This window comes from Rickettsiella massiliensis 20B (genome assembly GCF_000257395.1).
In the GTDB taxonomy this organism is placed as follows: Bacteria; Pseudomonadota; Gammaproteobacteria; order Diplorickettsiales; family Diplorickettsiaceae; genus Diplorickettsia; species Diplorickettsia massiliensis.
Window position 1 is genome coordinate 415869 of sequence record NZ_AJGC01000002.1, and the last position, 22769, is coordinate 438637.

26 protein-coding genes, 1 tRNA gene and 3 pseudogenes are annotated in these 22769 nt (G+C 36.6%); 12 read left to right on the forward strand and 18 right to left on the reverse strand.

The annotated features are described in order from the left end of the window. Positions 1 to 300 precede the first annotated feature (300 nt). The 7 genes from S3O_RS0107900 to S3O_RS0107935 all read right to left on the reverse strand — a co-directional run bounded on the left by S3O_RS0107900 (position 301) and on the right by S3O_RS0107935 (position 5910). Entirely contained in the window at positions 301 to 1146 is an 846-nt protein-coding gene (locus S3O_RS0107900) for a hypothetical protein (protein WP_029463735.1), read from the reverse strand. An 88-nt stretch (positions 1147 to 1234) separates the two neighbouring features. Continuing rightward, entirely contained in the window at positions 1235 to 1597 is a 363-nt protein-coding gene (locus S3O_RS0107905; protein ID WP_156792832.1) for a hypothetical protein, read from the reverse strand. Beyond that, positions 1546 to 1905 carry a hypothetical protein gene (locus tag S3O_RS0107910; RefSeq protein ID WP_010598554.1) on the reverse strand — a complete coding sequence of 120 codons (360 nt, stop codon included), beginning with the start codon at positions 1903 to 1905 and terminating at the stop codon, positions 1546 to 1548. Before S3O_RS0107910 ends, S3O_RS0107905 begins: the two co-directional genes overlap by 52 nt. Positions 1906 to 1947: 42 nt before the next feature. After that, complete coding sequence (locus S3O_RS0107915; protein ID WP_010598555.1) at positions 1948 to 2283, reverse strand: hypothetical protein; 336 nt, start codon at positions 2281 to 2283, stop codon at positions 1948 to 1950. Between the two features lie 125 nt (positions 2284 to 2408). Then, positions 2409 to 3173, reverse strand: a complete 765-nt coding sequence (locus tag S3O_RS0107920) for an HBL/NHE enterotoxin family protein (RefSeq protein WP_010598556.1) — start codon at positions 3171 to 3173, stop codon at positions 2409 to 2411. 345 nt (positions 3174 to 3518) lie between these two features. Continuing rightward, positions 3519 to 4670 (reverse strand): HBL/NHE enterotoxin family protein, encoded by a 1152-nt coding sequence (locus S3O_RS0107930; RefSeq protein ID WP_010598557.1) that lies wholly within the window; start codon positions 4668 to 4670, stop codon positions 3519 to 3521. A 22-nt stretch (positions 4671 to 4692) separates the two neighbouring features. Then, positions 4693 to 5910: an HBL/NHE enterotoxin family protein gene (locus S3O_RS0107935; RefSeq protein ID WP_010598558.1), complete on the reverse strand. Its 1218-nt coding sequence runs from the start codon at positions 5908 to 5910 to the stop codon at positions 4693 to 4695. Between the two features lie 730 nt (positions 5911 to 6640). On the opposite strand from S3O_RS0107935, the gene S3O_RS15790 reads away from it, so the two are divergent. From S3O_RS15790 to S3O_RS12240, 3 genes and pseudogenes are all read left to right on the forward strand, one after another. Next, on the forward strand, positions 6641 to 6904 hold the full coding sequence (locus S3O_RS15790; protein WP_010598559.1) for a cytochrome c-type biogenesis protein CcmF: 264 nt from the start codon (positions 6641 to 6643) through the stop codon (positions 6902 to 6904). Positions 6905 to 6910: 6 nt separating this feature from the next. Continuing rightward, a pseudogene (gene ccsA, locus S3O_RS15795) lies at positions 6911 to 7348 on the forward strand (cytochrome c biogenesis protein CcsA). 99 nt (positions 7349 to 7447) lie between these two features. After that, positions 7448 to 7642: pseudogene (locus tag S3O_RS12240) on the forward strand (cytochrome c-type biogenesis protein); the annotation flags it as partial. A gap of 233 nt (positions 7643 to 7875) precedes the next feature. On the opposite strand, the gene S3O_RS0107955 reads toward S3O_RS12240, so the two are convergent. The 3 genes from S3O_RS0107955 to S3O_RS0107965 all read right to left on the reverse strand — a co-directional run bounded on the left by S3O_RS0107955 (position 7876) and on the right by S3O_RS0107965 (position 10075). Further along, positions 7876 to 7952: transfer RNA gene (locus S3O_RS0107955), tRNA-Pro, on the reverse strand. A gap of 284 nt (positions 7953 to 8236) precedes the next feature. Next, positions 8237 to 9148: an outer membrane beta-barrel protein gene (locus tag S3O_RS0107960; RefSeq protein WP_010598562.1), complete on the reverse strand. Its 912-nt coding sequence runs from the start codon at positions 9146 to 9148 to the stop codon at positions 8237 to 8239. A 63-nt stretch (positions 9149 to 9211) separates the two neighbouring features. After that, complete coding sequence (locus tag S3O_RS0107965; protein WP_010598563.1) at positions 9212 to 10075, reverse strand: outer membrane protein; 864 nt, start codon at positions 10073 to 10075, stop codon at positions 9212 to 9214. 1842 nt (positions 10076 to 11917) lie between these two features. Here S3O_RS0107965 and S3O_RS0107970 point away from each other — a divergent pair. Beyond that, a complete protein-coding gene (locus S3O_RS0107970; protein WP_010598564.1) occupies positions 11918 to 12310 on the forward strand; it encodes an acyl-CoA thioesterase in 393 nt (130 codons plus the stop codon). A gap of 183 nt (positions 12311 to 12493) precedes the next feature. On the opposite strand, the gene minE is transcribed toward S3O_RS0107970, so the two are convergent. Together minE and minD are read right to left on the reverse strand one after the other, a co-directional pair. Next, on the reverse strand, positions 12494 to 12763 hold the full coding sequence (gene minE, locus S3O_RS0107975) for a cell division topological specificity factor MinE (RefSeq protein WP_010598565.1): 270 nt from the start codon (positions 12761 to 12763) through the stop codon (positions 12494 to 12496). Continuing rightward, positions 12760 to 13584, reverse strand: a complete 825-nt coding sequence (gene minD / locus S3O_RS0107980) for a septum site-determining protein MinD (protein ID WP_010598566.1) — start codon at positions 13582 to 13584, stop codon at positions 12760 to 12762. Before minD ends, minE begins: the two co-directional genes overlap by 4 nt. A gap of 275 nt (positions 13585 to 13859) precedes the next feature. On the opposite strand from minD, the gene recO reads away from it, so the two are divergent. From recO to htpX, 8 genes and pseudogenes are all read left to right on the forward strand, one after another. Next, positions 13860 to 14288 carry a DNA repair protein RecO gene (gene recO / locus S3O_RS15800; protein ID WP_192805924.1) on the forward strand — a complete coding sequence of 143 codons (429 nt, stop codon included), beginning with the start codon at positions 13860 to 13862 and terminating at the stop codon, positions 14286 to 14288. Continuing rightward, positions 14266 to 14574, forward strand: coding sequence for a hypothetical protein (locus S3O_RS15805; RefSeq protein ID WP_050816873.1), 309 nt, complete (start codon positions 14266 to 14268; stop codon positions 14572 to 14574). The genes recO and S3O_RS15805 overlap by 23 nt, the downstream gene beginning before the upstream one ends. Before the next feature lie 219 nt (positions 14575 to 14793). Next, positions 14794 to 15267 carry an outer membrane lipoprotein gene (locus S3O_RS0107990; RefSeq protein WP_010598567.1) on the forward strand — a complete coding sequence of 158 codons (474 nt, stop codon included), beginning with the start codon at positions 14794 to 14796 and terminating at the stop codon, positions 15265 to 15267. A 63-nt stretch (positions 15268 to 15330) separates the two neighbouring features. Continuing rightward, a complete protein-coding gene (locus S3O_RS17460) occupies positions 15331 to 15804 on the forward strand; it encodes an MFS transporter (RefSeq protein ID WP_010598568.1) in 474 nt (157 codons plus the stop codon). Further along, complete coding sequence (locus S3O_RS17465; protein WP_156792833.1) at positions 15765 to 16403, forward strand: MFS transporter; 639 nt, start codon at positions 15765 to 15767, stop codon at positions 16401 to 16403. The genes S3O_RS17460 and S3O_RS17465 overlap by 40 nt, the downstream gene beginning before the upstream one ends. A 523-nt stretch (positions 16404 to 16926) precedes the next feature. Further along, positions 16927 to 17211: a co-chaperone GroES gene (gene groES / locus S3O_RS0108000; protein ID WP_010598570.1), complete on the forward strand. Its 285-nt coding sequence runs from the start codon at positions 16927 to 16929 to the stop codon at positions 17209 to 17211. Positions 17212 to 17244: 33 nt separating this feature from the next. Next, positions 17245 to 18803, forward strand: a pseudogene (locus S3O_RS14405) (chaperonin GroEL). Between the two features lie 400 nt (positions 18804 to 19203). Continuing rightward, complete coding sequence (gene htpX, locus S3O_RS0108010) at positions 19204 to 20121, forward strand: protease HtpX (RefSeq protein ID WP_010598573.1); 918 nt, start codon at positions 19204 to 19206, stop codon at positions 20119 to 20121. Between the two features lie 10 nt (positions 20122 to 20131). Here htpX and S3O_RS15810 read toward each other — a convergent pair whose 3' ends face one another. The 6 genes from S3O_RS15810 to S3O_RS17480 form a co-directional block, all read right to left on the reverse strand. Then, entirely contained in the window at positions 20132 to 20431 is a 300-nt protein-coding gene (locus S3O_RS15810) for a hypothetical protein (RefSeq protein WP_010598574.1), read from the reverse strand. A 68-nt stretch (positions 20432 to 20499) separates the two neighbouring features. Beyond that, positions 20500 to 20922 (reverse strand): ribonuclease T2 family protein, encoded by a 423-nt coding sequence (locus tag S3O_RS19000; protein WP_010598576.1) that lies wholly within the window; start codon positions 20920 to 20922, stop codon positions 20500 to 20502. Positions 20923 to 21037: 115 nt separating this feature from the next. Next, the gene (locus tag S3O_RS15815) at positions 21038 to 21502 is read right to left on the reverse strand and encodes a 3-hydroxyacyl-CoA dehydrogenase family protein (RefSeq protein ID WP_328264373.1); all 465 of its coding nucleotides are present in this window, start codon (positions 21500 to 21502) and stop codon (positions 21038 to 21040) included. Beyond that, positions 21418 to 22209 (reverse strand): 3-hydroxyacyl-CoA dehydrogenase family protein, encoded by a 792-nt coding sequence (locus S3O_RS15820; protein WP_010598578.1) that lies wholly within the window; start codon positions 22207 to 22209, stop codon positions 21418 to 21420. Before S3O_RS15820 ends, S3O_RS15815 begins: the two co-directional genes overlap by 85 nt. A 19-nt stretch (positions 22210 to 22228) precedes the next feature. Then, a complete protein-coding gene (locus S3O_RS15825) occupies positions 22229 to 22585 on the reverse strand; it encodes an enoyl-CoA hydratase/isomerase family protein (protein ID WP_010598579.1) in 357 nt (118 codons plus the stop codon). Then, entirely contained in the window at positions 22566 to 22733 is a 168-nt protein-coding gene (locus tag S3O_RS17480) for a 3-hydroxybutyryl-CoA epimerase (protein WP_010598580.1), read from the reverse strand. Before S3O_RS17480 ends, S3O_RS15825 begins: the two co-directional genes overlap by 20 nt. Positions 22734 to 22769 lie beyond the last annotated feature (36 nt).

The following is a 22769-nucleotide window of genomic DNA, read 5'->3' on the forward strand; positions in this document are numbered from 1 at the left end:
TTTTCGATCATTATTTATTGAATATTTAATTCTCAGCTCTTGATAAGAATTTATCACTAAAATTTTATATTCTTATTTCGATGATAATTTAATTATTTTTATTTAAAATAATTTATCAACTATTTTAAAAATAGGACGATAAATTATAAAAGTGTATATAAATATATCAAGATGCGTACTATCTTGGTTTATTAACTTTGTTCTATATGATTTTTCGTTAAAAGTGTCTATATTTATAGCTGTAAGCGAATACAAACAAATAGCCACTTTGTTTTTTTATTATAATAGTACAAGTATTAATTAGTTTGGACGAAACTTAATAATAAATAATTGTGTTTTAGATTCTTTTTCTTCGGTGCAGAATAGATAAATAGCTTTACCATCACTTACAGCTTGTCCAGCTTTTGGCTTCATGTTGTGTTTTTCAAAAAGTTGATCTGGCAATCTAATAGATTGCCAAACGTTATTATAAAAGTCATAAACATAAAAATATCTATCTATGCTTTCTTTATAATAAGCAGATGGCTTTAAAACATAGATATAGTGATCCAACACACAAGAGGTATATTCGGTTGTATCAATCAGATTAAATGGTGCTGTATTCTCAGGTATAAAACAGCTATGATTAACTTTCTTATTTTTAATATCGAAGGTATGTACTTCTAGAATAGGGTGTTGATCTGCAGAACCCCCTAAACAATAAATTTTTTCTTGTATAACGTGTACGAGCGGTTTTTTTCGAGGATAAGCTAATTGAATAGCAAAGTTATTCTCTTTATCGATATCATTCCCTAACAATAATTTATTTGACTTTTCTTTAATGCTACCAATGATACAAAAATTTTCGTTATAAAATAGTAAGCTGCCAGTTTCTTTATTTTCAAAATTGGCTAATTGTTTGTGATTTATTTTATCTGAACCAGAAATAGGAAATTCAAGTTTCCAAACTGTATTTTGCGAAATGTTATAATCTTTAAAAGCTAAACAATTTAGATGGTTTTGGTCATAACCATTAGATACACTGGGAAGATAAACAAAATTTTCTTCTAATGTTAAGGAATCCTCTTTATTATCTATTGTATTCGCTTCTATAGAATAAGTGATTCTTTTAAATCGTTTACCAAGCCCATCGTTTTCTACTTCCATGAATAACCCATAAATTATATTTTTTCTGAAAAAAAGACCCATGAGTAAAAAATTACTTGTTATCGATAAATCAGTAGTATAAATAACTTCACAAAAATTTTCCTGTATTTTGATCTTTATTCGAATCTATAAGTTCTTTAAATTTTACTATATCTAATTCTTTTAAAAACTTTAACTTGGCTTCGTCAAGATCTATTAGCGCGTCTAAATGAGAAGTAGAGAGAGCAAGGCCAGGTGTCTTGGCCTTGATATCCATTTTACTCGCAAATTTAACAGCGCCATATGTATCACTTGTTGCGTGAGGAATACTAAAACGAGGTTGTAATTCGGGTCCTTTAATTATTATCTGATTGTCTGCATCAAGGTCTTTCAAAGTAACGATAATATCAAGCAATAAATCTACTTTCCGTGTTTTTTTGCTATTGCTGATTCTGAAAAATAAATACCCCATAATGTATCTGCCTGCAATTTTTTAATATCATTAATAAATAAACCAATTTCGGTAATGTCATATTCTAAGTCAGTGGGTGAGAAATGAGCGTTGATATGCCAGCTATTTTCTTTAGGATTAATTGTACTTAATAAGGTTATTTTTCCCTCTTCTTGTTTTTCGCTCAGTGTTGTTGTCGCTTTACTCGGCTTTTTCTGACCACTGCCTAGGGCAATAAACAAACTAATCTCACTTCCTTGAGCTATTAACTCTCGCATACGCTGCATACCTTTATCGGTCATAAGCAACATCATTGCATTATTTTCCATAACTGATTCCTTTTTTATTTTCATTCCTAATTAACAATTTTTTTAAATAAATGTAACGTTACGACTATGCATTCGTTGAGCATAGGCGTTAAGTAGAGCAGTAGGAAATTGACCTATCGGTTTATACATTAATTTTGCTCGATTAGCGAATAATAAGTTTTCTATTTCTTTATCAACAGGAACTTGTATTAATTTAGCTTTATTAAAATTAATAATGTCTTTATCTAATTTATCAATACTGTTATTAAGAATTCTAAGTTGTAGAGTTATTTTTCCTTTTATCGAACTAAAATTATTGACATCGTTGTTTTTTAAATTAGATATTTTGGTTTGGATGTTTTCTAAATTATCGCGTAATGTATCCCAAGCCTGAGCCATATTACTAACAGTTGTAATAGCATTTAAACAGTCTTGATGTAGCTTAGTAAATTCATTATGAATAGTAGTTAAATAAGCTATTCTTTTTTCAATACCTGCTAAATCAGCTGTTTTATTTGTTAATTCTATGCTAGTTTATTTTCATCTTGTTTCCACGCGGAATACACATTACTTAATTGCTTCTTATGGATAGCTAAGGAAATAATCCCTGGAATTGAGAAAAAAAATAAACCACTAAGAGCTATTTTCCTCTTTAATTCCCCGGCCTTTACCTTTTTTTTAGTGATCTCTTGATTAAGATCAACAATATCTCTGTTAATCTTACTTATTTCTTCTTGGATAGACTTAATATTTTTTTCTTCTAATGTTTTTTGTTTGTCTATCTCAATAAACACTTGACCATAATTTCGTGCATCTTCTTCTAAAGACTCTCTAAATTTTATTAGTTTATCTGATAAATTTTTTACTTTTTCTTCTATTAATTTAGTATCATCTATATACAATTGCATTACCCCAGCAAACTCTTCACGCTTTTCTACCTGTTCTAAGCTTGTAATTAATTCCTTAAAGTATTCTTTAGCTGAATCTCGAGTTATTTTTAAACTATTTTGTATATTATTATAGACCTCATTAATGGCTCGCGATACATTGCTAAACCAAAAGTTAGCTGTATCGCGTGCATGGCGCTGTGTTTTTTCTAGAGAAGGGACACCTTCAATTTCTCGGTAAGGCTGTGTGTTAACAGCTCTAGCATAGCCTTCTATAATTTCATAACCAACAAACGAATTTTGTGTAGTAATTTCTAGTTCTTCTGGAACTAGCGATTCGTCATTATCACTATTTAAGATATCAAATCTGGTTAATTTAGGAAAGCTTGAGTGAATTATCATTATCTTATTCCTTGTTAAGAAAGTTTTTTTGATGCATGCGTGCTGCATAAGCAAAAATTAAGTTGCTAGGGAGCTTGCCGATAGATGGAAGATGTAGTGCAGCACGATTTTGAAAAAATAATTCTTCTCTCTTTTTATCTATCTCTACTTTTATTAATTTTGATTGTTCAAATTTTTCAATATCCTGATCGTTTTAACTGTTTAAAACATCGAGACTGACCTCTTTAGGAAGACTTAAGTGACTTATCATTTTTGTATTCCTTTAAAAAGACCAGGATAAACTATTATTAAAAATGATCACTATTTTACCTATTTTTATATTTAGTTATCCTGGCTATACTTATATTAATTTTTAAAAAAATAATTTAGCATATGGCTTTTTCTTATATTTTTTACTGTTTTAGTAACAATATTTCCTGAGTTATCTTCTTTGTTTAAAGTTATGTCAAAATTAGTTATTTTTTTGACGCTCTGAACAGTATCTCTTATTGTTACAAAATTATCTTTTAGTTTATTTAAAAAAGGTAATAATTGTTCTTCTATGTAACTTTGATCTGTCTGACTTATTAGATCTTCCATTGCCAGTAAAAATAATTCTAACTGCACCCAGGTTTGATATATTTTTTTAGTTTCCTTTATAAGGCTAAAAATACCTGAACGAAAAGGTACCGCTACAGTAAAAATTTTGTTTAAATTAGCATAATCACTTTCATAATCCATTAATTCACGCTTTAATTCATCTATTTTTTTTATTTTATCTTTATTGTTTTCTTTGTGTTCCTCTTTAACAGGTTTATTTTCCTTATTCTTGTAAACTAAAAACGATATTGGCTCTTTAATTTGATAAGATTTTTCTATTTTTTTTACTTGTTCTTGCTCTACTTCTTTTTCTAATTTCTCTAATTCCTGCTCGATAGATTCAATGGCTACTTTTTTGTCTGTTAAAAAATTTTTAGCATGTGATTTTAAGTAGGACAAAGATTGAAAGTTAATTTCTATATTGTCAGAAAAAGTAGTTAATTCCTTAGAAAGAACGGTATTCTTATTTTTTTTATTTTCGATTTCGTTTATGAATTCTTCTATTACAACCTTATATTCTTCTTCCGTACTTCCCTTTATTTTTTCTTTGATGCTTCTGTCTAGCTCATCAAAATAGTCAATAAACAGATCAGAAAAATCTTGTATATCGTTAAATAAATTATTTAATTTTGGACTTAAAATATTTAGGTATTCACCCGTATACTCACGTAATTGCTGCTGCTGATTTTCACCATTTAGTATTTTTTCCATATTCGTATCGCAATCGGCATCAAGGCAGTATCGATAAACCGCCATAAACTTCTTCCAATTAAGATCGGGTGTGGTATTTACCGTAATGCAATAGTATTGCATACGCTTTAAGGTTTTATAAAATTCTTCTAATTGTTTATCAGCAGTGGTTTGTAAATCAGCTATATCCGTGTATTGTGGTAATTTATCTATAAACTGTGTTTCCATAATATGATTTCCTTGTGAATTTTTAGTTTAGTGAAGCATAATGGCTATGCATGCGAGTGGTATAAGCTAAATGTAAGGATGTGGGTAAATAAAGTGATGGTGCAGATGTGAGTTGGCCATAATAAGGCTTTAACATACTGGCAACAGGCCCTTCTAAATATGATTTGATCAAAGCTCTTTCTTTATGTGATTGAATCACTTCACTAATTTTTTTTACTGTATTGTCTAAATTTTCAACTTGTTTAGCAATTTTGTCGCTAGATGTATTGCCAGTCTCAGTAACTTGTTTAAGAAACCGATCAAAACTATCTAAAATTTCACTCCATCCTTCAAATAAATTTTGCACGACTTGAATGGAATCCCTTAAAGGTTCGTATTGTTTCTGAATCGCAATAGCTGTTGCCGTCTCTGCTTGAATTTTTTGTAAATCTTCGTTTTTTATTTTATAGTTGGCTTTTTTCTTTTTAATTTCACTGTTAAACTGTTCTAACTTAGTATAGCTAGACACTCCAGCAGTTAGTCCAATAACACCACCGACAATCGCTGGAGCGCCAAGCCCTCCTGTTGCTACGGTTACTACCACAGAAATTATAAATGCCAACATGCCTATGGTTCCAACACTTGCTGTTATAGCTATTTTTTTATTTAAATCTTTGATCTGATCTTTTAATTCATTTATTTCATCTTCTAGTGATTTGATCTTAAACTGATTCCCTGCCTCTATTTTTTTAGCTTCTTGTATTATCTCATCAAAATTCCTAACATCGGTTTCAAAATTTAACCTTATCTCATTCATCCTTTTATTTAAGAAGTTTATTTTCTTATTTATTTCACGGACTTCGTCTTTCAATCCTTTGATCTCTTCGGCAAAGAGTTCTTTATTACTTGGACTAGCCATATCTTTGGCAAGTTCTATCAATTTTTCAGAGGAACTACTAAATGCATCACAAAAATAGCCTGTTGTAGAATAAACACTATTGATAGCTGGAGAAATATTTTTTAACCATATACTTGCCGTTTGACGTGATTTTTCTTGTATTTTCGGTAAACGTGGGAGTGCTTCTAGTCTTAGATTTGTTTGTTGATTTACAGCTAAACAATAGTTCTTGACGACGGTGGCTTCCCAATTTAAATTTTGTAGGTCATCGATTGCGCTTTCCGGTATTAAAGAACAATCTCTTTCAGAAGAAAATAAGTCGAAAGGGGCAAATTTAGGTTCCGTCATTGTAATAATACTCATATCCTTTTATCCTTGCTTAATTTTATAATTCCCAAAAATTTTAACACTAAAAAAAGAATATATAAGATGATATCAATAAGTTGTTTCTTATAAGAAATATGATAATAGATATAGAAAAAATAATGATTTTTTATATATTGTTTTACAAATCGAAGGCCTATTAAAATTAAAGTTTTTATAGGTGATTAAATAGGACAAAGTGTGAAAAAACTTACACTAAAAATACTGAAATCTATATTAAAAATAATTTTTTAATATAATTACTTTCAGCTTTAAGTAAGTAAAAATAGGTAGTTTGATGAACTAAAATATAATTTTCTGCTCATACGTATGATTCGGTCAATAACTAGAGAAAGAGAACCTGCTTTTTGGCAAATGAGAAAAATGAAAGATAACTTAAATTATATAAATAGATATCAAAATTTCTTATCATTAAAATGATGTGTTTAATCTTAAGACAACAACTGTTTTTATGATCTTTGTTTATTAGAAAAGTAAAGAAAATCATTATCGGTTATTATTGAGAGCATTTATTTTTTGTTTCTGACTCTATATTTTTTAGCTAGAATATTTGTCAAAACTGTTTTAGCATTGAAGCTATTTTCATTTTCTCTCCTTGCTTTGAGCAATTTTAAAGTAAAAGTAGAATAAATATTGGAATTTATTTGATTAAGATACCAAAAGGATTCAGGTCATGTTTTAGGTAAGTTTACTTCTCTTTTTTTCCTTCTTGCTTGCTTCGAGTCAATGCGGGTTACTCTTTTGTCGTCCATTACCCACATTAGGTTTGGCACGCTGTTTAAGTAGTTTACAACATACGTTAGTTATTTTTCTTTTTTTTAGTTTAATGTGGGCGTTTGCGCGCAATGATTTTTCTTTGGCCTATGTGGCGGAAAATTCAAATCGTTATTTACCTTTATTTTATCGGTTATGTGCCGTATGGGGAGGACATGAAGGATCAATTTTATTGTGGGTTGTTATTCTGACTCTGTGATCGAGTATGTTTGTCTTGTTCAGTAAAACGATTGAACCGCTTATTTTTCTAAGGATTAATGCCTTCTTGGCTGCGATCAGTGCAGGATTGTTATTTTTTGCATTAACTTTATCAAATCCATTTTTAAAAGGATCTTTTTTTTCAGAGGTTGGACAAGATCTGAATCCATTACTTCAAGATCCAGGGCTTATGTTTCATCCTCCTTTGCTTTACATGGGCTATGTCGGTTTTTCAGTCACCCTTGCTTGGGCCATGGCGACACTTTGGCAGGGTAATTTTGATCGATGTTGGGCGCGTTGGATGTAACCTTGGACCTTAATGGCTTGGTGTTTTTTAACATGGAGTATTATTTCGGGTAGCTGGTGGGCTTATTGTGTACTAGGTTGGGGAGGAGGGTGGTTTTGGGATCCGGTTGAAAATGTCTCTCTTTACTACTTTGGCTAGCCGGGACGGCGTTAATTCATAGTTTATATCTTCTAAAACAGAGACTCTGCAAAAGTTGGGTTTTATTACTATCTATATTAATGTTATCAAACGTTAGCGGACTCCGATTCTTTATTGGCTCAAGATTTACGTGCGATGATTTATGAGCGTTTACAAAGAAGGGAATCCGTCAAGCAAATACAAGTTGATCTACAGCGTAGTTATGGCCATTTTATTTTTTTTAATCCACCTTTTGAGTTCAGTACTTATATTTTATGGCTAAGCCCTTTTTTTAGGCGGATTGGTTTTATTTAAGTGTTCTGCTAGAAAAATAAAAAAAAGGTGAGGTAATATCGTCACTACCGAAACAAATTACCGAATGATACGCGCTATACTTATATGTTTAATGACGGTTTTTTTAGGCAATGTTCTTAGTGATTCTTCTCTTATAAGAAAGACAGAGGTCTTGATAGGTTAAATAATGAAAATAAACGCATGTGCTGAGCTTATGATAGCCAGCCATTTTTTGAAGAGATTACAGACGTCTATGGTCGGGGTGAGAGGATTTGAACCTCCGACCCCTGGCTCCCGAAGCCAGTGCTCTACCAAGCTGAGCCACACCCCGATTTGAAAAAATCGTTGACTATTCTACCCGTTTCAAGTCGATTCAGCCAGCTGAAAAATAGTTTTTCATTTTTGGTTCGGTTTTTTTCGTTAACCTTCGGAAAAAATCTTTCTTTTTCGTCAATTTTATTAAGCTATATTCCGTATTTTAGAAGAAGGTAGTTTTTCTTCCTCTACTATAGAGCACTCGTAAAATGAAAACGTGACAGTGAAAAGATTGTTAAAGATATCTTAAGACCCTTTTTTAGAAAAAATAGGGTCTTAAGATGGAAAGATAGTGGGTATTTATCCAAATAAATAACGTGCCGTTAATTGGATACTGTGTGCCTTAAAGTTACCTAAATCAAACTTTCTTTCACTCGTTGGTACAAACACTGCAATTTGTTCTTCCCCTTCATTATTTTTTCCTGTTACACTAACTGTAGGTGGTTTGACTTTAACTACTCCATAATTGTCATATTGGTACCCTAAACTCACCCATAAGTTATAGTTGGCTATAAAGTCCACACCAAACCCTAAACTATGAGTGAATGACCGCCCGCTCCAGCCGGGAGATTGGATTTGAATGTCGTCTATTTCTGTTTTCTCGGCACTTAACGCCCCGGCACGGACGTTGTACGTATCTTCAGAAGAATGATTCCATGATTGACCTAACCCTATTTTTACATAAGGCATAAAACTTCCTTGACGGTATAAATCAATTTTAACATCGGCACTTAAGCTTTTCTGATGGAAAGAGTAGGGAAACATAAGCCCCAGCAGGTCGACTCCTTTTTGATCGTTGTCGTTCAGTTGCCCATCTATCATCATGCCTAACTTCGCACGATTAATGTTATTTTGCTTATAGTGCACACCAAAGCTAACGTAAGGAAGATAAGGAGAAGCGGGCCCTAAAATACGTGACCAAACCGATCCGAAGCCAATTGAGAAGTTATTCGCTAAACTTTTTCGCCCTAAGTACATCGACAGATTGCCTGTCATGTCAGCAGCTTCAGGGTCAGCCAAGTTCTCATAAACAATGGGTATGCTATCACCATTAATTTGGTTATTAAGCGTTTGGCCGACACCGACGTCGAGGTAATAGCGCGGGCAATCCGGTAGCGGTGGACAGCAGCAAGCCGGTAAGGTTTTGGCAAGTGCCATATTACTCATTGAACCTAACAAAGCAAACCAATAAAGAGAAGATAAACGTTTCATGCATGATATCCTTATGAACAATAAACAAGATTAGATTCACTTTTTTTTGTTGTTAGAATGATTTCAACCAAAGAAGTAACGCCCGCTGAGTTGTAAACTATGCGTCATTAACTTTCCAAGGTAAAAATTACTTAGCTTTATTCCTTTCGGAAAAAAGGACGATTGGGTTTGAGGGCTCAATACCGGTGCCCCAACCTCAATTGAGCCAAAATTATCGTATTGATACCCCAGTGTTAGGGTCCAAACGCGAGAAATCAAAAAATCGAGACCAGCACCCAGGTGATAACTCAAACTGCTGTTTTGCCAATTCGAAGTATTTTCTTGAGCGGGTAAATGCGTGGGTGGATTCAACCAAAATGCTTGGCCAGGTATCCGCTTCCAAGAAACACCTAATCCAACATTGACGTAAGGCGAGAAAGTATCTAGACGATACAAATTTAATTTAACGTCACTCGTTACCGTATGTTGGATCAATGAAACGGGAAGGAATGTTTTAATAAGAGGTTGTATTTCTCCCTCTTGCTGGCTGTCTAACGAAAAATTTAACCATTGTTTGGCACGATTTGTGCTACCGTATTGGTAGCGTAAACCGACACTCCATGCCGGGAAGGGGGAGAGGGAGTGGTTACGTGTCCACTGTGAGCCGACTCCTAACGTAAAAAAATTAGGGAGTGTACTATGATGTGTGGGACGGATAGAAAGTGTTTTTTCTATGGTGCCATCACTAAAAAGGGTAAATTGATGATTATCATGACTAAATTGTTGGTGTGATGCCTGGCTAATGCCCAGTTCAATATACGGTTTTGGGTATTTAGGTGTGTCGCAACAAGAAATAAAGTTGTTTGATAGAATGACCTTAGCCCATAAAGGATTGCTCAATAATAAAGAGAACAAAAAAATATGGTGATACCCAAACCTTTGGCGCATGTATTCTATCCCTATAAACGATAACAGAACAGTAAATTATGTAAAAAACGAATTAATGAATGTACTTCTGTTTTTCATTACTATAAGTACTACATTCAAATAGAAATTTCCATTTTTTTTTACAAAGTAATTTATTTTTAACAAATAAATTATCCTTTTAGTATTTAAAATAAATATATATATATTTAATAAATAAAAAAAACATATAAAAAAGATTTTATTTTTTTTATATGTTTTTTTTAGATATATAGATCTTTTTGTTGATTTATATAACATATTTTAAGCGCGATATATAAGAAAGAGAAGAGGTCTATCGTTTTTTATTTTTTATTGATTTTTAGACTAAGGGAAAATCGATAAAAAATGAGGAAAAACTAATAAATCGATTTGTTTTTTTAGTCATTCTTTCTGAACAGGGAAAATAGATTGAATCAATACGTAATGCATATAGAGTATCAGTACAAACGTTTATACGATTGGAATCACTGAAAAGATAGCTGTAAAAAAATAATAATTATAAAATCTAATTTTAATTAGATAAAAAATAGAATGAACAAATTTCTTTAGATCAGTATGCTTACTTATCCAGATTAGTACCTATTCTTTACTTGAGCGCACAGATTAAAAAATGTGTATGGATGGCTTATAAAAATTAGAGAGGCTAAGAATCGTATGTGACCTATTACTGAATTATATGTCTATTTCAGGGTATTCGTTATAAAGGAAAAGAATTACTGGATTGAAAACAGTTGGTTCAATAAAATAAGAGCGCTTTTTATCTAAAAAATTTAATTTTGGATCAAAATTAAGGTGGCCTGCTAAGAGAAAGCGGGTGATTGTCTAGAGTTGGATACAGGTACTGTGCATAGGCGTCAATCGCTTATCATTGTCTTCTTTGAGAGGTCGCGATTATAAATTTTTTTATCTTCATCTAGATTTTTTGCAAAGAAAAAATAAGGTACGCTTTCCTGTATTAATTTGAAATTCTTATCTCCGTAACGTAACCGTCTACAAATTGCTATAAATTCAGCGAAGGTCGGCGAATGAACTAGGTATTGAAAATACGATAGTGTGGTCTAGTTAAGTGTTATACGAAGGTGTTTAGACGGGTAGGTTATTTGTTCTAGAGGTTGCGATTGGATAATATCGAAAATAAGGTTTGTTGTTTATTGATGTGTATCGAGTTGAATGATTATGGATCGTGTTTTATCGAATGAGGTTTTAAAATAAGAAAGGGCCGCAGAACGGCCCAAGGGGGTATATTTGTGTTGTTGACATCCATGTAGCATCCTTACTAACGCCAAACAATATGGCTTGAATATCCTATTCACTCCACAATACACAGTTTTTCTAAATCAGTGTCCGTGTAAAATGATTATCCTTTAAAAACTAATTTGAGATGAGTCTGAGTATCTTTAGCAACACAGAAACTAGATTAACAAATTAAAATTTTATTACAATGGGGGTTTACGATATTCAGTGTTTACTTACTGTCATTTAAGAAATTACTTACATAATTTTTTTTATAACTTAATTTAGTTCACAGATATTAGAAAAAATTATTTAAGAATGGATTCTTCTTATTTTATTTTACAACTTATTTTTTTCATAAGAAAATAAGTTGTAAAATAATGGTTTTCTTACTTGAAAATACTGATTCGTAAAGCATACAACAGTTAGCTAGTTCAATAAAAATAAGAATGAATTATTTTTATTACATTGAGCTTATAAATAATAAGGTAAATCGCTTTTTTATTTTGGCGAGAAAAAAGATAAAGAGATTATTCTTTAGTGCTTTTTTGTTATACTTGCCCTACTTTCTCATAAGGCATACTCATAGACATGAAAGAAATCGATGGTGAAGGAACGTTAGTACTCCGTGTCAAGACGAGGCCTAATGATGCGAATAAGGGCGGAGATATTTTTGGTGGCTGGTTGATGTCACAAATCGATATTGCCGGAGCTATTGCGGCGGCAGAGTGTGCGAAAGGCCCGGTGGTCACCGTGGCGGTGAAAGACCTTAAATTTATTCAACCTTTGTTTATCTATGATATCGCAAGCTTTTATACCAAGGTGACACGCGTCGGTTCAACTTCGGTCACGGTTGAGGTCGAAGTGTTTGCGCAACGTTATCAAGAGGGAGAAAGACCGCGTGATCGGGTAAAAGTTTCCGATGCGACTCTAATTTATGTTGCGGTTTCAAAGCCCGGGCAAAAACGTACGATCCCTTCGTAAAACAAAGCGCTAAAGGATCCGTGTGGTTTGTTGAATCTACCTGCTCAAAGATACGGTCTACGAATCGCTAAGCTTGTTTAGGGTATTGCGGTTGAACAGAGGCACCTTGCGCAAAAATGAAAGCAAGTTGATACAAGGCGCACAATGAAAATAAATAGAAGAACTTATTTTTGTTGTCCAACGTTACTTAGTAGTGACTTCTGCGTTAGGTAAGGTAATATTTAATTCAAGAATCGAGCAATTCCCAGCACGTTCTAGCTCAACTTTTACTTGATCTTGGTCAATAGCGACATATTTAGCAATCACTTCAATTAACTCACGTTGTAAATTAGGTAAGAAGTCTGCATTGTGCTCTGCTTTGCGTTCATGTGAAACGATAATTTGTAACCGCTCCTTAGCTAGAGAAGCGGTGTTTTTTTGCCGATTGCGAAAAATATAAGAGAGTAAGTTCATGTGGTCACCTCCTCGCGACCAAAAAGACGGCGTAAAAAGCCTTTCTTTTCCGCTTTAACAAATTTAAAAGGAACTTCCTCGCCCAATAAACGTGATACTGTATCCACATAGGCTTGGTTCGCATCACTGTCACCATTGAGCGTGACGGGGATTCCCGAGTTGGAAGCACGTAAGACCGCTTGTGACTCCGGGATAACACCCAGCAGTGGTATCGACAAAATATCTAACACATCATCGAGGCTAAGCATATCGCCTTTTTCAACACGTGTTAAAGAATAACGAGTGAGTAATAAGTAAGGTTTAATCGGTTCAAGACCGAGCTCAGCACGTCGCGATTTACTATCCAAAATACCGAGCATGCGATCCGAATCGCGAACCGAAGAAATCTCTGGATTACTGACTACAATCGCTTTATCGGCAAAATACATTGCCAACGTCGCACCGCGCTCAATACCCGCAGGCGAGTCACAAAGAATATAATCGAAATCCGCTTTTAATTCTTCTAAAATTTGTTCAACACCTTCGCGGGTTAAAGCATCTTTATCTCGGGTTTGCGAAGCCGGTAAGACGTAGAGATTTTCTAAACGTTTATCTTTGATCAGTGCTTGTTTCAGCTTCGCTTCACCACGGATAACATTTACAAAATCAAAAACGACACGTCGTTCACAGCCCATGATTAAATCCAGGTTTCGTAACCCAATATCAAAATCGATGACTACGGTTTTAAAACCGCGGAAGGCGAGTCCTGCCGCTAAGCCGGCGCTGCTGGTTGTTTTACCAACACCCCCTTTTCCTGAAGTAATAACAATAATTTCAGCCAATGGAACTGCTCCTATGAAATTAAGCGCTCGAAGAATTGTGAATCTTTTTTAGTTGATTTACTAGGATGGATCGTTAACTATTAACTTGCTGATACGCCCCATAAACAGCTAGATAATAACACAACTATATGAAGGATATTACTGAATTTCCAGTAGAATAGGAAGCAGAAACGATACCGATTTATTTATGCATATTTTTTATACAAAAAAGATTATTAATATAATTTTTTCATTATTAAGCAACATTTTTAGCTAAAAACACTATTTCTATGCGGATGACATCGGTTTTACAACCCACTTATATTTTACATACGCGCCCCTATCGTGATACAAGTTTATTGATCGATGCGTTAACGCTTGAGCAAGGCCGTATCAGTTTGATTGCCAAAGCAGGGCGCAGTCCTCGCGGACGGTCTGCACGCTTTCATGCCGTATTACAAGCTTTTACACCGTTTATGTGTACTTGGCGAGGCAAAACCGATTTGTTCCAGCTCATTAAAGCCGAAGTACGTCCCACGCCACGAATCGCTTTATCAGGTAAACAGTTACTCTGTGGATTTTATCTCAATGAATTATTAACTCGCTTACTCCCCCGGCAAGATGCGTACCCTGTCTTGTTTCAGTATTATGAATCGACATTATTAGATTTAGTCAATCACCCACAACGTGCGCTGCGCTGTTTTGAAAAAAAAACTACTCGTTGAGTTAGGGTATGCTTTACAACTGACCCAAGATAGTCAAACAGCAGAAATAATACGCCCTGAACGTAATTATCAGTTTATTCCAAGCCAAGGTTTGGTTTATTCCTTAAGGACGCCCAGTCATGCGGCGGCTGTTTTTTCTGGAGAGTCTTTATTAGCGATTCATCAGGAACAATGGGATTATCCACCGTATTTGCTTGAGGCCAAACGGCTTTTTAGGTTAGCGATTAATCATTTACTTGAAGGCAAAAAATTGCATAGCCGACAACTCTGGTTTACTCCATTTTGAGCGGTTTTAGCAAAATTTATTCTACACATGAATAATTCTAGTGGCTTTAGCGCTTCATTTTAATACTCTCTGTCTTAGGCTCATCAGCGGTGGGTTTGAGTATTTGATCAATTGACTAATAAACAGGGCTTGATTACTATCAACTTATCTCGTTTTAGATTGAAAACGAGGGAGAATGAATCAAGAGAATAATAAAATTTCTATTAGTAAGAAATGATGATGAAACCAAGAGCCTATGTTGTTGTGATGGCGTTGGGAGTCGGGTTATTAGCCGGTTGTGCACCGACGCTCTCTCCCGATGTGTATAGTCTCCAAAATGCAGGTCAAGTCAATCGAGTGAAGCAGGGCGTGATTGTCAGTGCTCGTGTGGTCAAAGTAACCGGTAATCCGGATGATCTCGGTGGCGGTGCCATTGCAGGCGGTGCGTTAGGCGCATTAGCGGGTTCGCAAATTGGCGGCGGGACAGGTAGTGTCGTGGCCGGTATTGGGGGAGCTATTTTAGGGGGCATGGCCGGGAATCAGGCGCAAGCTAAATTAAGTAGTCAAGCCGGAATCGAGTATGTCGTGCGTTTGAGAAACCGAAAGTTGATTTCGGTCGTACAAGGTCCACAACCTACGTTTATACGCGGTCAGCATGTGTTGGTGCAGTATAGTCGGAATGGGCGTTCTCGAATCACCCTCGATCCGAATTAGTTTGGTTAACCCAGGTTCAGCGAGTTTAGAAGAGTTTTTTCTTTTTTTGGTTTAGGAACTACTATGCAAACAATCCTTAATAAAAGGAATTTACTGATCACTTTTTTACTTGGGTTTTCTTCTGGACTACCTTTAGCGTTAACTGCCAGTACGCTTCAAGCTTGGTTTACGGTTACTGGGATGAGTATTGTGGTGATAGGGAGTGTTGGTTTGATCGGCCAGCCGTATGTTCTTAAGTTTTTATGGGCGCCATTAATGGATCGCTGGATTCCTCCATTATTGGGACGGCGGCGTGGTTGGCTGCTCATTACCCAGCTAGCGTTACTTCTGGGTATAGCGGGTATGACGCTCGCTGATCCAAATCTTTCTCCTTATTTACTGATGAGTTTGGCGTTTCTAGTCGCCTTTCTTTCTGCTTCACAAGATATTGCTGTGGACGCGTATCGTACCGATATTTTAACGCCTGAAGAACGTGGGCTAGGGTCAACGTTGTATATGTGGGGATATCGTATTGCGATGTTGGTTTCGGGGGGGTAGCGCTCGCGATTGCACAGCATTACGGTTGGCGAGCAACTTATCTATTAATGGCCAGTTTAATGATAGTGGGGTTGATCGCGACTTGGTTTGCTGAAACGCCGGTAACAGACAAGCAAACTCAATACCTAGAACCGTTTACTTTCAAAGCGGCGGTTATTTATCCCTTTAAAGATTTTCTAACGCGAAAATCGTCTATTTTAATTTTAATTTTTATTTTACTTTATAAGTTAGGGGATGCGTTAAGTGTTTCCTTAACTACGCCTTTTTTAGTACGTGGGCTTGGTTTTTCTTTAACGACCGTAGCCGTAGTCAATAAGGGCATTGGCTTTGCTGCAACGATGGCCGGCTTATTCATCGGTGGACTATTGATGACGCGAGTGAGTTTGTGGCGATCCTTATTTTACTTTGGCCTATTACAAGCGGCGGCGATTCTTTCCTTACTACAACTTTCTTTACTTGGCCCCCATTATGGTTTTTTGGTGTTTACTATTGCGTTGGATAATTTCTGTAATGCGCTAGGTAGCCTACACAGCGACGCAATTTGCGTTATTAACTGCGTTTGCTTCAGTTGGGCGTGTTTTTATTGGTTGCGGGCATGATTGCGAGTCATTTTAATTGGCCGACTTTCTTTATCATCTCCCTTTTGATGTGTCTTCCTGGTTTAGCCTTACTAAGATATTACCCCTAGTGCGCCGATTTCCGTAAATAGTTTGGCTTAAATACGGATGGATAAACTAATCTGTGCGCCTTAAGGTGAAAACCTTTATTTATTGGATTTTGACGGATAAAAAGGCTTTTTTATCCGTTTCCTAAAACTTACTTCCCACTCGTTATATGCCCTACTCGTGTTCGTAATAGGTTAGCCGATCTTGCTTTGGCTTCATTTTTATCCGGGAAAAGGCTCAAAAGATATGATAAATAGCGATAGAACCGATCTCTTGAGGTTAAATACCTTGAATTTCTCAGGCTTGCCCCCATATACGGGGTAGTGATGGTCCACGCTATAGCATATGAACCCGTTATAGTGGATCGATCCCCCTTTTCTGAAACTATAAGTAGTCATCTTAAGGAGAAAAATATATGAGTGTCGAAACCTTAAAAAATCCTTCTGCAGAGGTCGCTATGCTCAAACCCCTCAATGATCGTGTTGTGGTTGAGTATGCTTTGCACGAAGAAAGAACGAAAGGAGGAATCGTTATTCCTGATACAGTAAAAGAAAAACCTGCAAAAGGGACCATTGTCGCGGTAGGGCCTGGGAAACGCCTGGAGTCTGGAACCCGACAACCAATGTCCGTTAAAGTGGGTGATGTGGTTCTTTTTGGCAAATATGCCGGTACAGAAGTTGAATTAGACAAAAAATATATGGTGATGCGTGAAGACGACATCATGGCCGTTATTCAGTCATAATTTAAAAGTTTTAACTTGAGAGGATATTAAGAAATGGCAGCAAAAGATTTACGATTTAGTACCGATGCCCGCGCTAAATTAATGCGTGGTGTTGAAGTGTTATGTGACAGTGTTAAAGTCACTTTAGGTCCTAAAGGCCGCAATGTCGTGTTAGACCGCGGTTTTGGCGCACCGACGATTACCAAAGACGGGGTATCGGTCGCGAAAGAAATTGAACTTAAAGATAAATTTGAAAACATGGGCGCGCAAATGGTCAAAGAAGTGGCTTCGCATACTTCAGACGAAGCGGGCGATGGAACCACCACAGCGACGGTATTGGCGCAATGCATTTTACGTGAAGGAATGAAGTCTGTTGCTGCGGGTATGAACCCGATGGACTTGAAACGTGGTATTGATTTAGCTGTGATAAAAGTAACAGAACAACTCAAAAAAATATCAAAAAGCTGCGACGATATGCGTGCGATTGCGCAAGTGGGTACGGTTTCGGCAAACAATGATTCAGCGATTGGTCGTATCATTGCCGATGCAATGGAAAAAGTTGGTAAAGAAGGCGTTATTACGGTAGAAGATGGTTCCGGTCTAGAGAGTGAACTCCAAGTCGTAGAAGGAATGCAGTTTGATCGTGGGTACATTTCTCCTTACTTTGTCAACGACCAGCAAAAAATGACGTGTGAACTAGATACGAAGGCGAAGCGTTAGCAACCCTCGTTGTCAATGCAATGCGTGGTGTTGTGAAAGTATGTGCGGTGAAAGCACCTGGTTTTGGTGATCGTCGTAAAGAAATGCTGCGCGATATTGGTATTTTATGTAACTCGGTGGTCGTTTCTGAAGAACTGGGTCTCGATATCACCAAAGTGACGATTGATGACCTCGGTTCTGCGAAGCGAATCATCGTAACCAAAGATACTACGACCATTATTGATGGCAGTGGCGATCGTAAAGATATCGAAGCACGTGTTGCTGAGATTCGTGCGCAGATCGAATCCACTACTTCCGATTACGATCGTGAAAAACTACAAGAACGTCTTGCGAAGTTAACCGGGGGTGTGGCGGTCATTAAAGTGGGCGCGGCAACTGAAACCGAAATGAAAGAGAAAAAAGCGCGTGTGGAAGATGCGTTACATGCAACACGTGCTGCGGTTGAAGAAGGCGTCGTTCCTGGGGGTGGTATTGCCTTGATTCGTGCTTTAAGTGTTTTAGCCGATGTCAAAGGTGAGAACGCCGATCAAAATGTAGGGATTCATATCGTGAGCCGTGCATTAGAAGCACCTTTACGTCAGATTGTGAGTAATGCCGGTTTTGAGCCTGCCGTTGTAGTGGATAAAGTTAAAAACTATAAAGAAGGCGGTCCAAACTATGGTTACAACGCTGCAACCGGTGATTACGGTGATATGATCGAGCTCGGTATTTTGGATCCAACCAAAGTGACCCGAACCGCATTACAAAATGCGGCTTCCATTGCTGGATTAATGATCACCACCGAATGCATGATTACTGAGTTGCCGAAGAAGGATGATCAAGGCGCTGGTATGCCTGCTGGAGACGGCATGGGTGGTATGGGCGGAATGGGTGGTATGGGCGGAATGATGTAACACATTCTGTTCTACAGACCTGTTTCTGAAAAACCCCGCCGAGTGCGGGGTTTTTTTGAACTAAAACCCATTAAAATAAGATAATAAAAAGTAAAATTGATAAATATGTCGAGCTAACAGAATGATTGACGTTGATTTCTTTTTTTTTCAAAGGGTGTCCTACAATTTAATGAGGGTCATCCGTAGTGAAAATAAATGGCTAGTTCAACTAAGCAAACCGATTTACAGCGATTGACACAAAAATGGATTATGAATTCATAAAAAATAAGCGAATAAAGTGGCTAGGTGACGAATGGATGCTTTGGATTAGGAGGTGTTCAGGTGAACCCGTCTGCTAAACCGAACCATCCTTATTTTATAATAAATGAACCAAGCAAAAATCTAGGAGGAGAATAGAGACATGTTTAAACGAGTTTTATTATTTTTGGGAACGAATCTTCTCGTCATTGCCACAATATCTATTGTGACGCGTTTGTTAGGTTTACACTCTTACCTGACTGCTCAAGGTATTAACTATCAATCATTAGCTATTTTTTGTGTTATTTGGGGAACAGCGGGTGCGTTTATTTCTCTATTTATGTCGAAAGTGATTGCTAAAAAAACGATGGGAGTGCAGTTGATTGATCCAAAGATAGCAAGTAGTGAAGAGCGTACTTTAATTGATTTAATTCATAAACTAGCCAAAGGAGCAGGATTAACCGTGATGCCGGACATAGGTATTTATCAATCTCCAGAGTTGAATGCATTTGCGACAGGACCGTCTAAAAGCAATTCGTTAGTGGCTGTTTCCAGTGGACTGTTACAAAAAATGAATTGGGATGAAATTGAAGGAGTCCTCGGCCATGAAATTTCCCATGTGGCGAATGGTGATATGGTGACGATGACGCTTCTCCAAGGCATTATCAATGCGTTTGCTTTATTTTTATCACGCATTTTAGCGTATATCCTTTCAGCCAGTTCACCGGGTCGAGATGATAACGTTCAACAGACGATGACCAGTTCCGGTGGCGCAAGTTTTTATTTTTTAACGACGATTTTCGATATTTTATTGACTTTCCTTGGGAGCTTATTGGTTGCGGCTTTTTCACGATATCGGGAGTACCGTGCAGATAAAGGTGGCGCTCGTTTGGCGGGCCGTGAAAAAATGATAGGCGCGTTACGTGCATTGCAACGCTCGGTTGAGGCAGAGGATACGCGAGGATCGCCGTTAGCCAATTTGAAAATTTCTCACAAAGATAAAGGGGTTCGTGCTTTATTTTCAAGCCATCCCCCACTTACCTTACGCATTCAACGACTTCAAGAAATGACAATTCGCTAAGTGGATTATTTTATTGTCGCGGCGGAATGATCGTTAAGGCGACCATTTCGTCGGTTGCAGGACATTGAATTGAATGCAGATGCTTATCTAAACAAATTCGAATTTCAGTTAATTGCTTTTTGTAATTCAAAGTTTTAATCGAATCGTAACGTAATGTAGGGTTTTTTTGAACCAAGGCCTGTTTTATTTCATCGTTGCGTTTAACAATCGGTTGATTACTATAAAAAAAGTCTGGGAATTGAATGGTATTGTAGGCTTGTTTCGCTAAATTAAAAATATTTTTCTGGCGTAAGACCACTACAGGTGCCATGTTTCTGCCATTCATGTTGAATTAAATTTTTATCGGGCATAATCGATAACATATCTTGGATGATTGTGTCATCTATACGTTGCGATGAGAGATTCAGGATTCGCATCGTGAATTTTGTTTGGCCAAAGACCATGCAGAACAAAACGGTAGCGCGGTAAATGTTGGCATTGCGTTGATTTTCCTTGATGAGTTCGACAAAAAGCGGGAGACCAGCTGAAAGATAACAGGTAATAATCAAATGAAGCTGTACTTCTTGTTTGCTTGGCTGGCAACTCGCCACTTACAGGTGGTTTTTTTTCAGAAGCAGGTGGTATAAAAGAAGTAGATTTTATTTTTAGATCTTGTTTTATGGGTGTCACACTCATTTTGTTAGGCTGACAAGGTACCGGTTGAGTTTTACACGGATGATCTTGAAAATAACGAGTACAACCTATATTCAGTGAAAGAAAAAATACTGCGATAATGGCCGTTTTTATCTTAGTAGAACACATCAAATTATTCCTAATTAAATAATAAAAAAAGAAATTATATTATAATAACTGGAGTGAAAAGACTATAAATAAAAAACTAAACTAAAAGATAGTTAATACTTAAAATACTTAGTTTTTAAGGGGTATTTTGCTCTTTAGACAAAAGTAGACGACCTCGAAAAGCAGGAAAACCCATTCCAAATAATAGGCCTGCATCAAGTAAATCACGATCATCAACCACCTGTTCACGTAGACAGCGTAAAGCTTCTTGCTTGAGAGGTTCAAGTAAGTTAACGATGAATTCTTTGCGGTATAATTTTCTTTCTAATGGTTTTTCTGAAAATAGTTTTACATCCTCATAACAATAAAACCCTTGCCCCGTTTTTGTACCTAATTGTTGTTTCGCCACCATTTTTTCTAAACTTTCTGGTATAGACCAATTAAAAGCAGTCGCTAACATGTTCGTTATCGCTAAACAGTGATCTAAACCTAACTGATCGGCCAAGGTTAATGGCCCTACAGCAAAACCAAAACGACACGCGGCACGATCAATGAGTGCGGCGGATATACCTTGTTCCCATAAACGAATAGCTTTGTAAATAAGTAAGAGAAAAAAAGGCGATTGATTAAAAAGCCGGGTGATTGATGAACCGGTAGCGGCAAGCGATTCAATTGACGGACAAAAGCAAAACCTTGTTCGAGAATTTCTTTATCCGAACACTCTGAATAAATGATCTCAATTAAAGGCGATCGTTCGATTGAATGAAAACAATGTAAGCCGATTAAGCGTTTTGGATTTTTCAGTGATTTTTGTAATTCAGCTAAAATAGATTGTGGAGAAGTTGTGGCGAATAACGCGTGGCTAAGGCTTTGTATTTCCCACTGTGAAAAAAGTTTTTGTTTCAGAGCGATATCGCCATAAATCGCTTCAATAATCCAATCTGCACGGCGAAGACCATGACCTTCTGGATCAGGTATTAATCGATCAAGTGCCGTACGAACAAGAGAAGGTGTCGATAAACGTTGTTCAAATAGACATTGTGCTTGGTGTAACGTTGCCGCAATGGCTTGCGGTTTTGGATCGTGTAATGTCACAATAAAACCGTGTAGAGCACACCATGCAGCGAATGTACTGCCACGTTGCCCTAAACCAATGATATGCACAAACTTTATATTTGTGCGGGCCTTTTTACTGAGTGTATTTAAGCGTTGACGTAGAAAATAAACATGCATTAATCCACGAACAGTGGGCGTCATCGCCAAATGACTGACAGAAAGCGCTTCATCTCGAAACGCCCGCGGAGACACTCCTGTTTTTCGCCAGCGACTAATAATCTGGTAGGGCGCGGGATAATGTGTTGAATTGACTTTTTTGCGTAACCGGTGTCGAAAAACGGTAGCAATGTATATTTCTTATTCCAGGCCAATGGCTCATTTTTCGTAGCCAATAACGCTGTGTAGAACGTGGTTTAGGTGCTATTTTGGTATAATAAAATACTGCACGTTTAGTTTGTTCTGCAGGAATAAGACAATCCACTAATCCCAATTCAAAGGCTCTTTTAGCACTGAGACTTTTTCCATCCAAAAGCATACGTAATGTATCCACACCACCCAGCAAGCGGGCTAAACGTACTGTCCCACCCCAGCCCGGATGTAAACCGAGTTTAATATCCGGAAAAACCAAAGCGTGTATATGGACTGATTACGGCAATACGGTAATGACAAGCTAAGGCGAGTTCTAAACCACCGCTAAAGCACAAGCCTTCAATCAACGCAATGGTTTTTAATTTGAGCGCAGCTAACCGCGCTAAAACACGTTGGCCTTGATTCATGATTCAGTTCAGAAAGTGCTTTTAAGTCAAGACTAT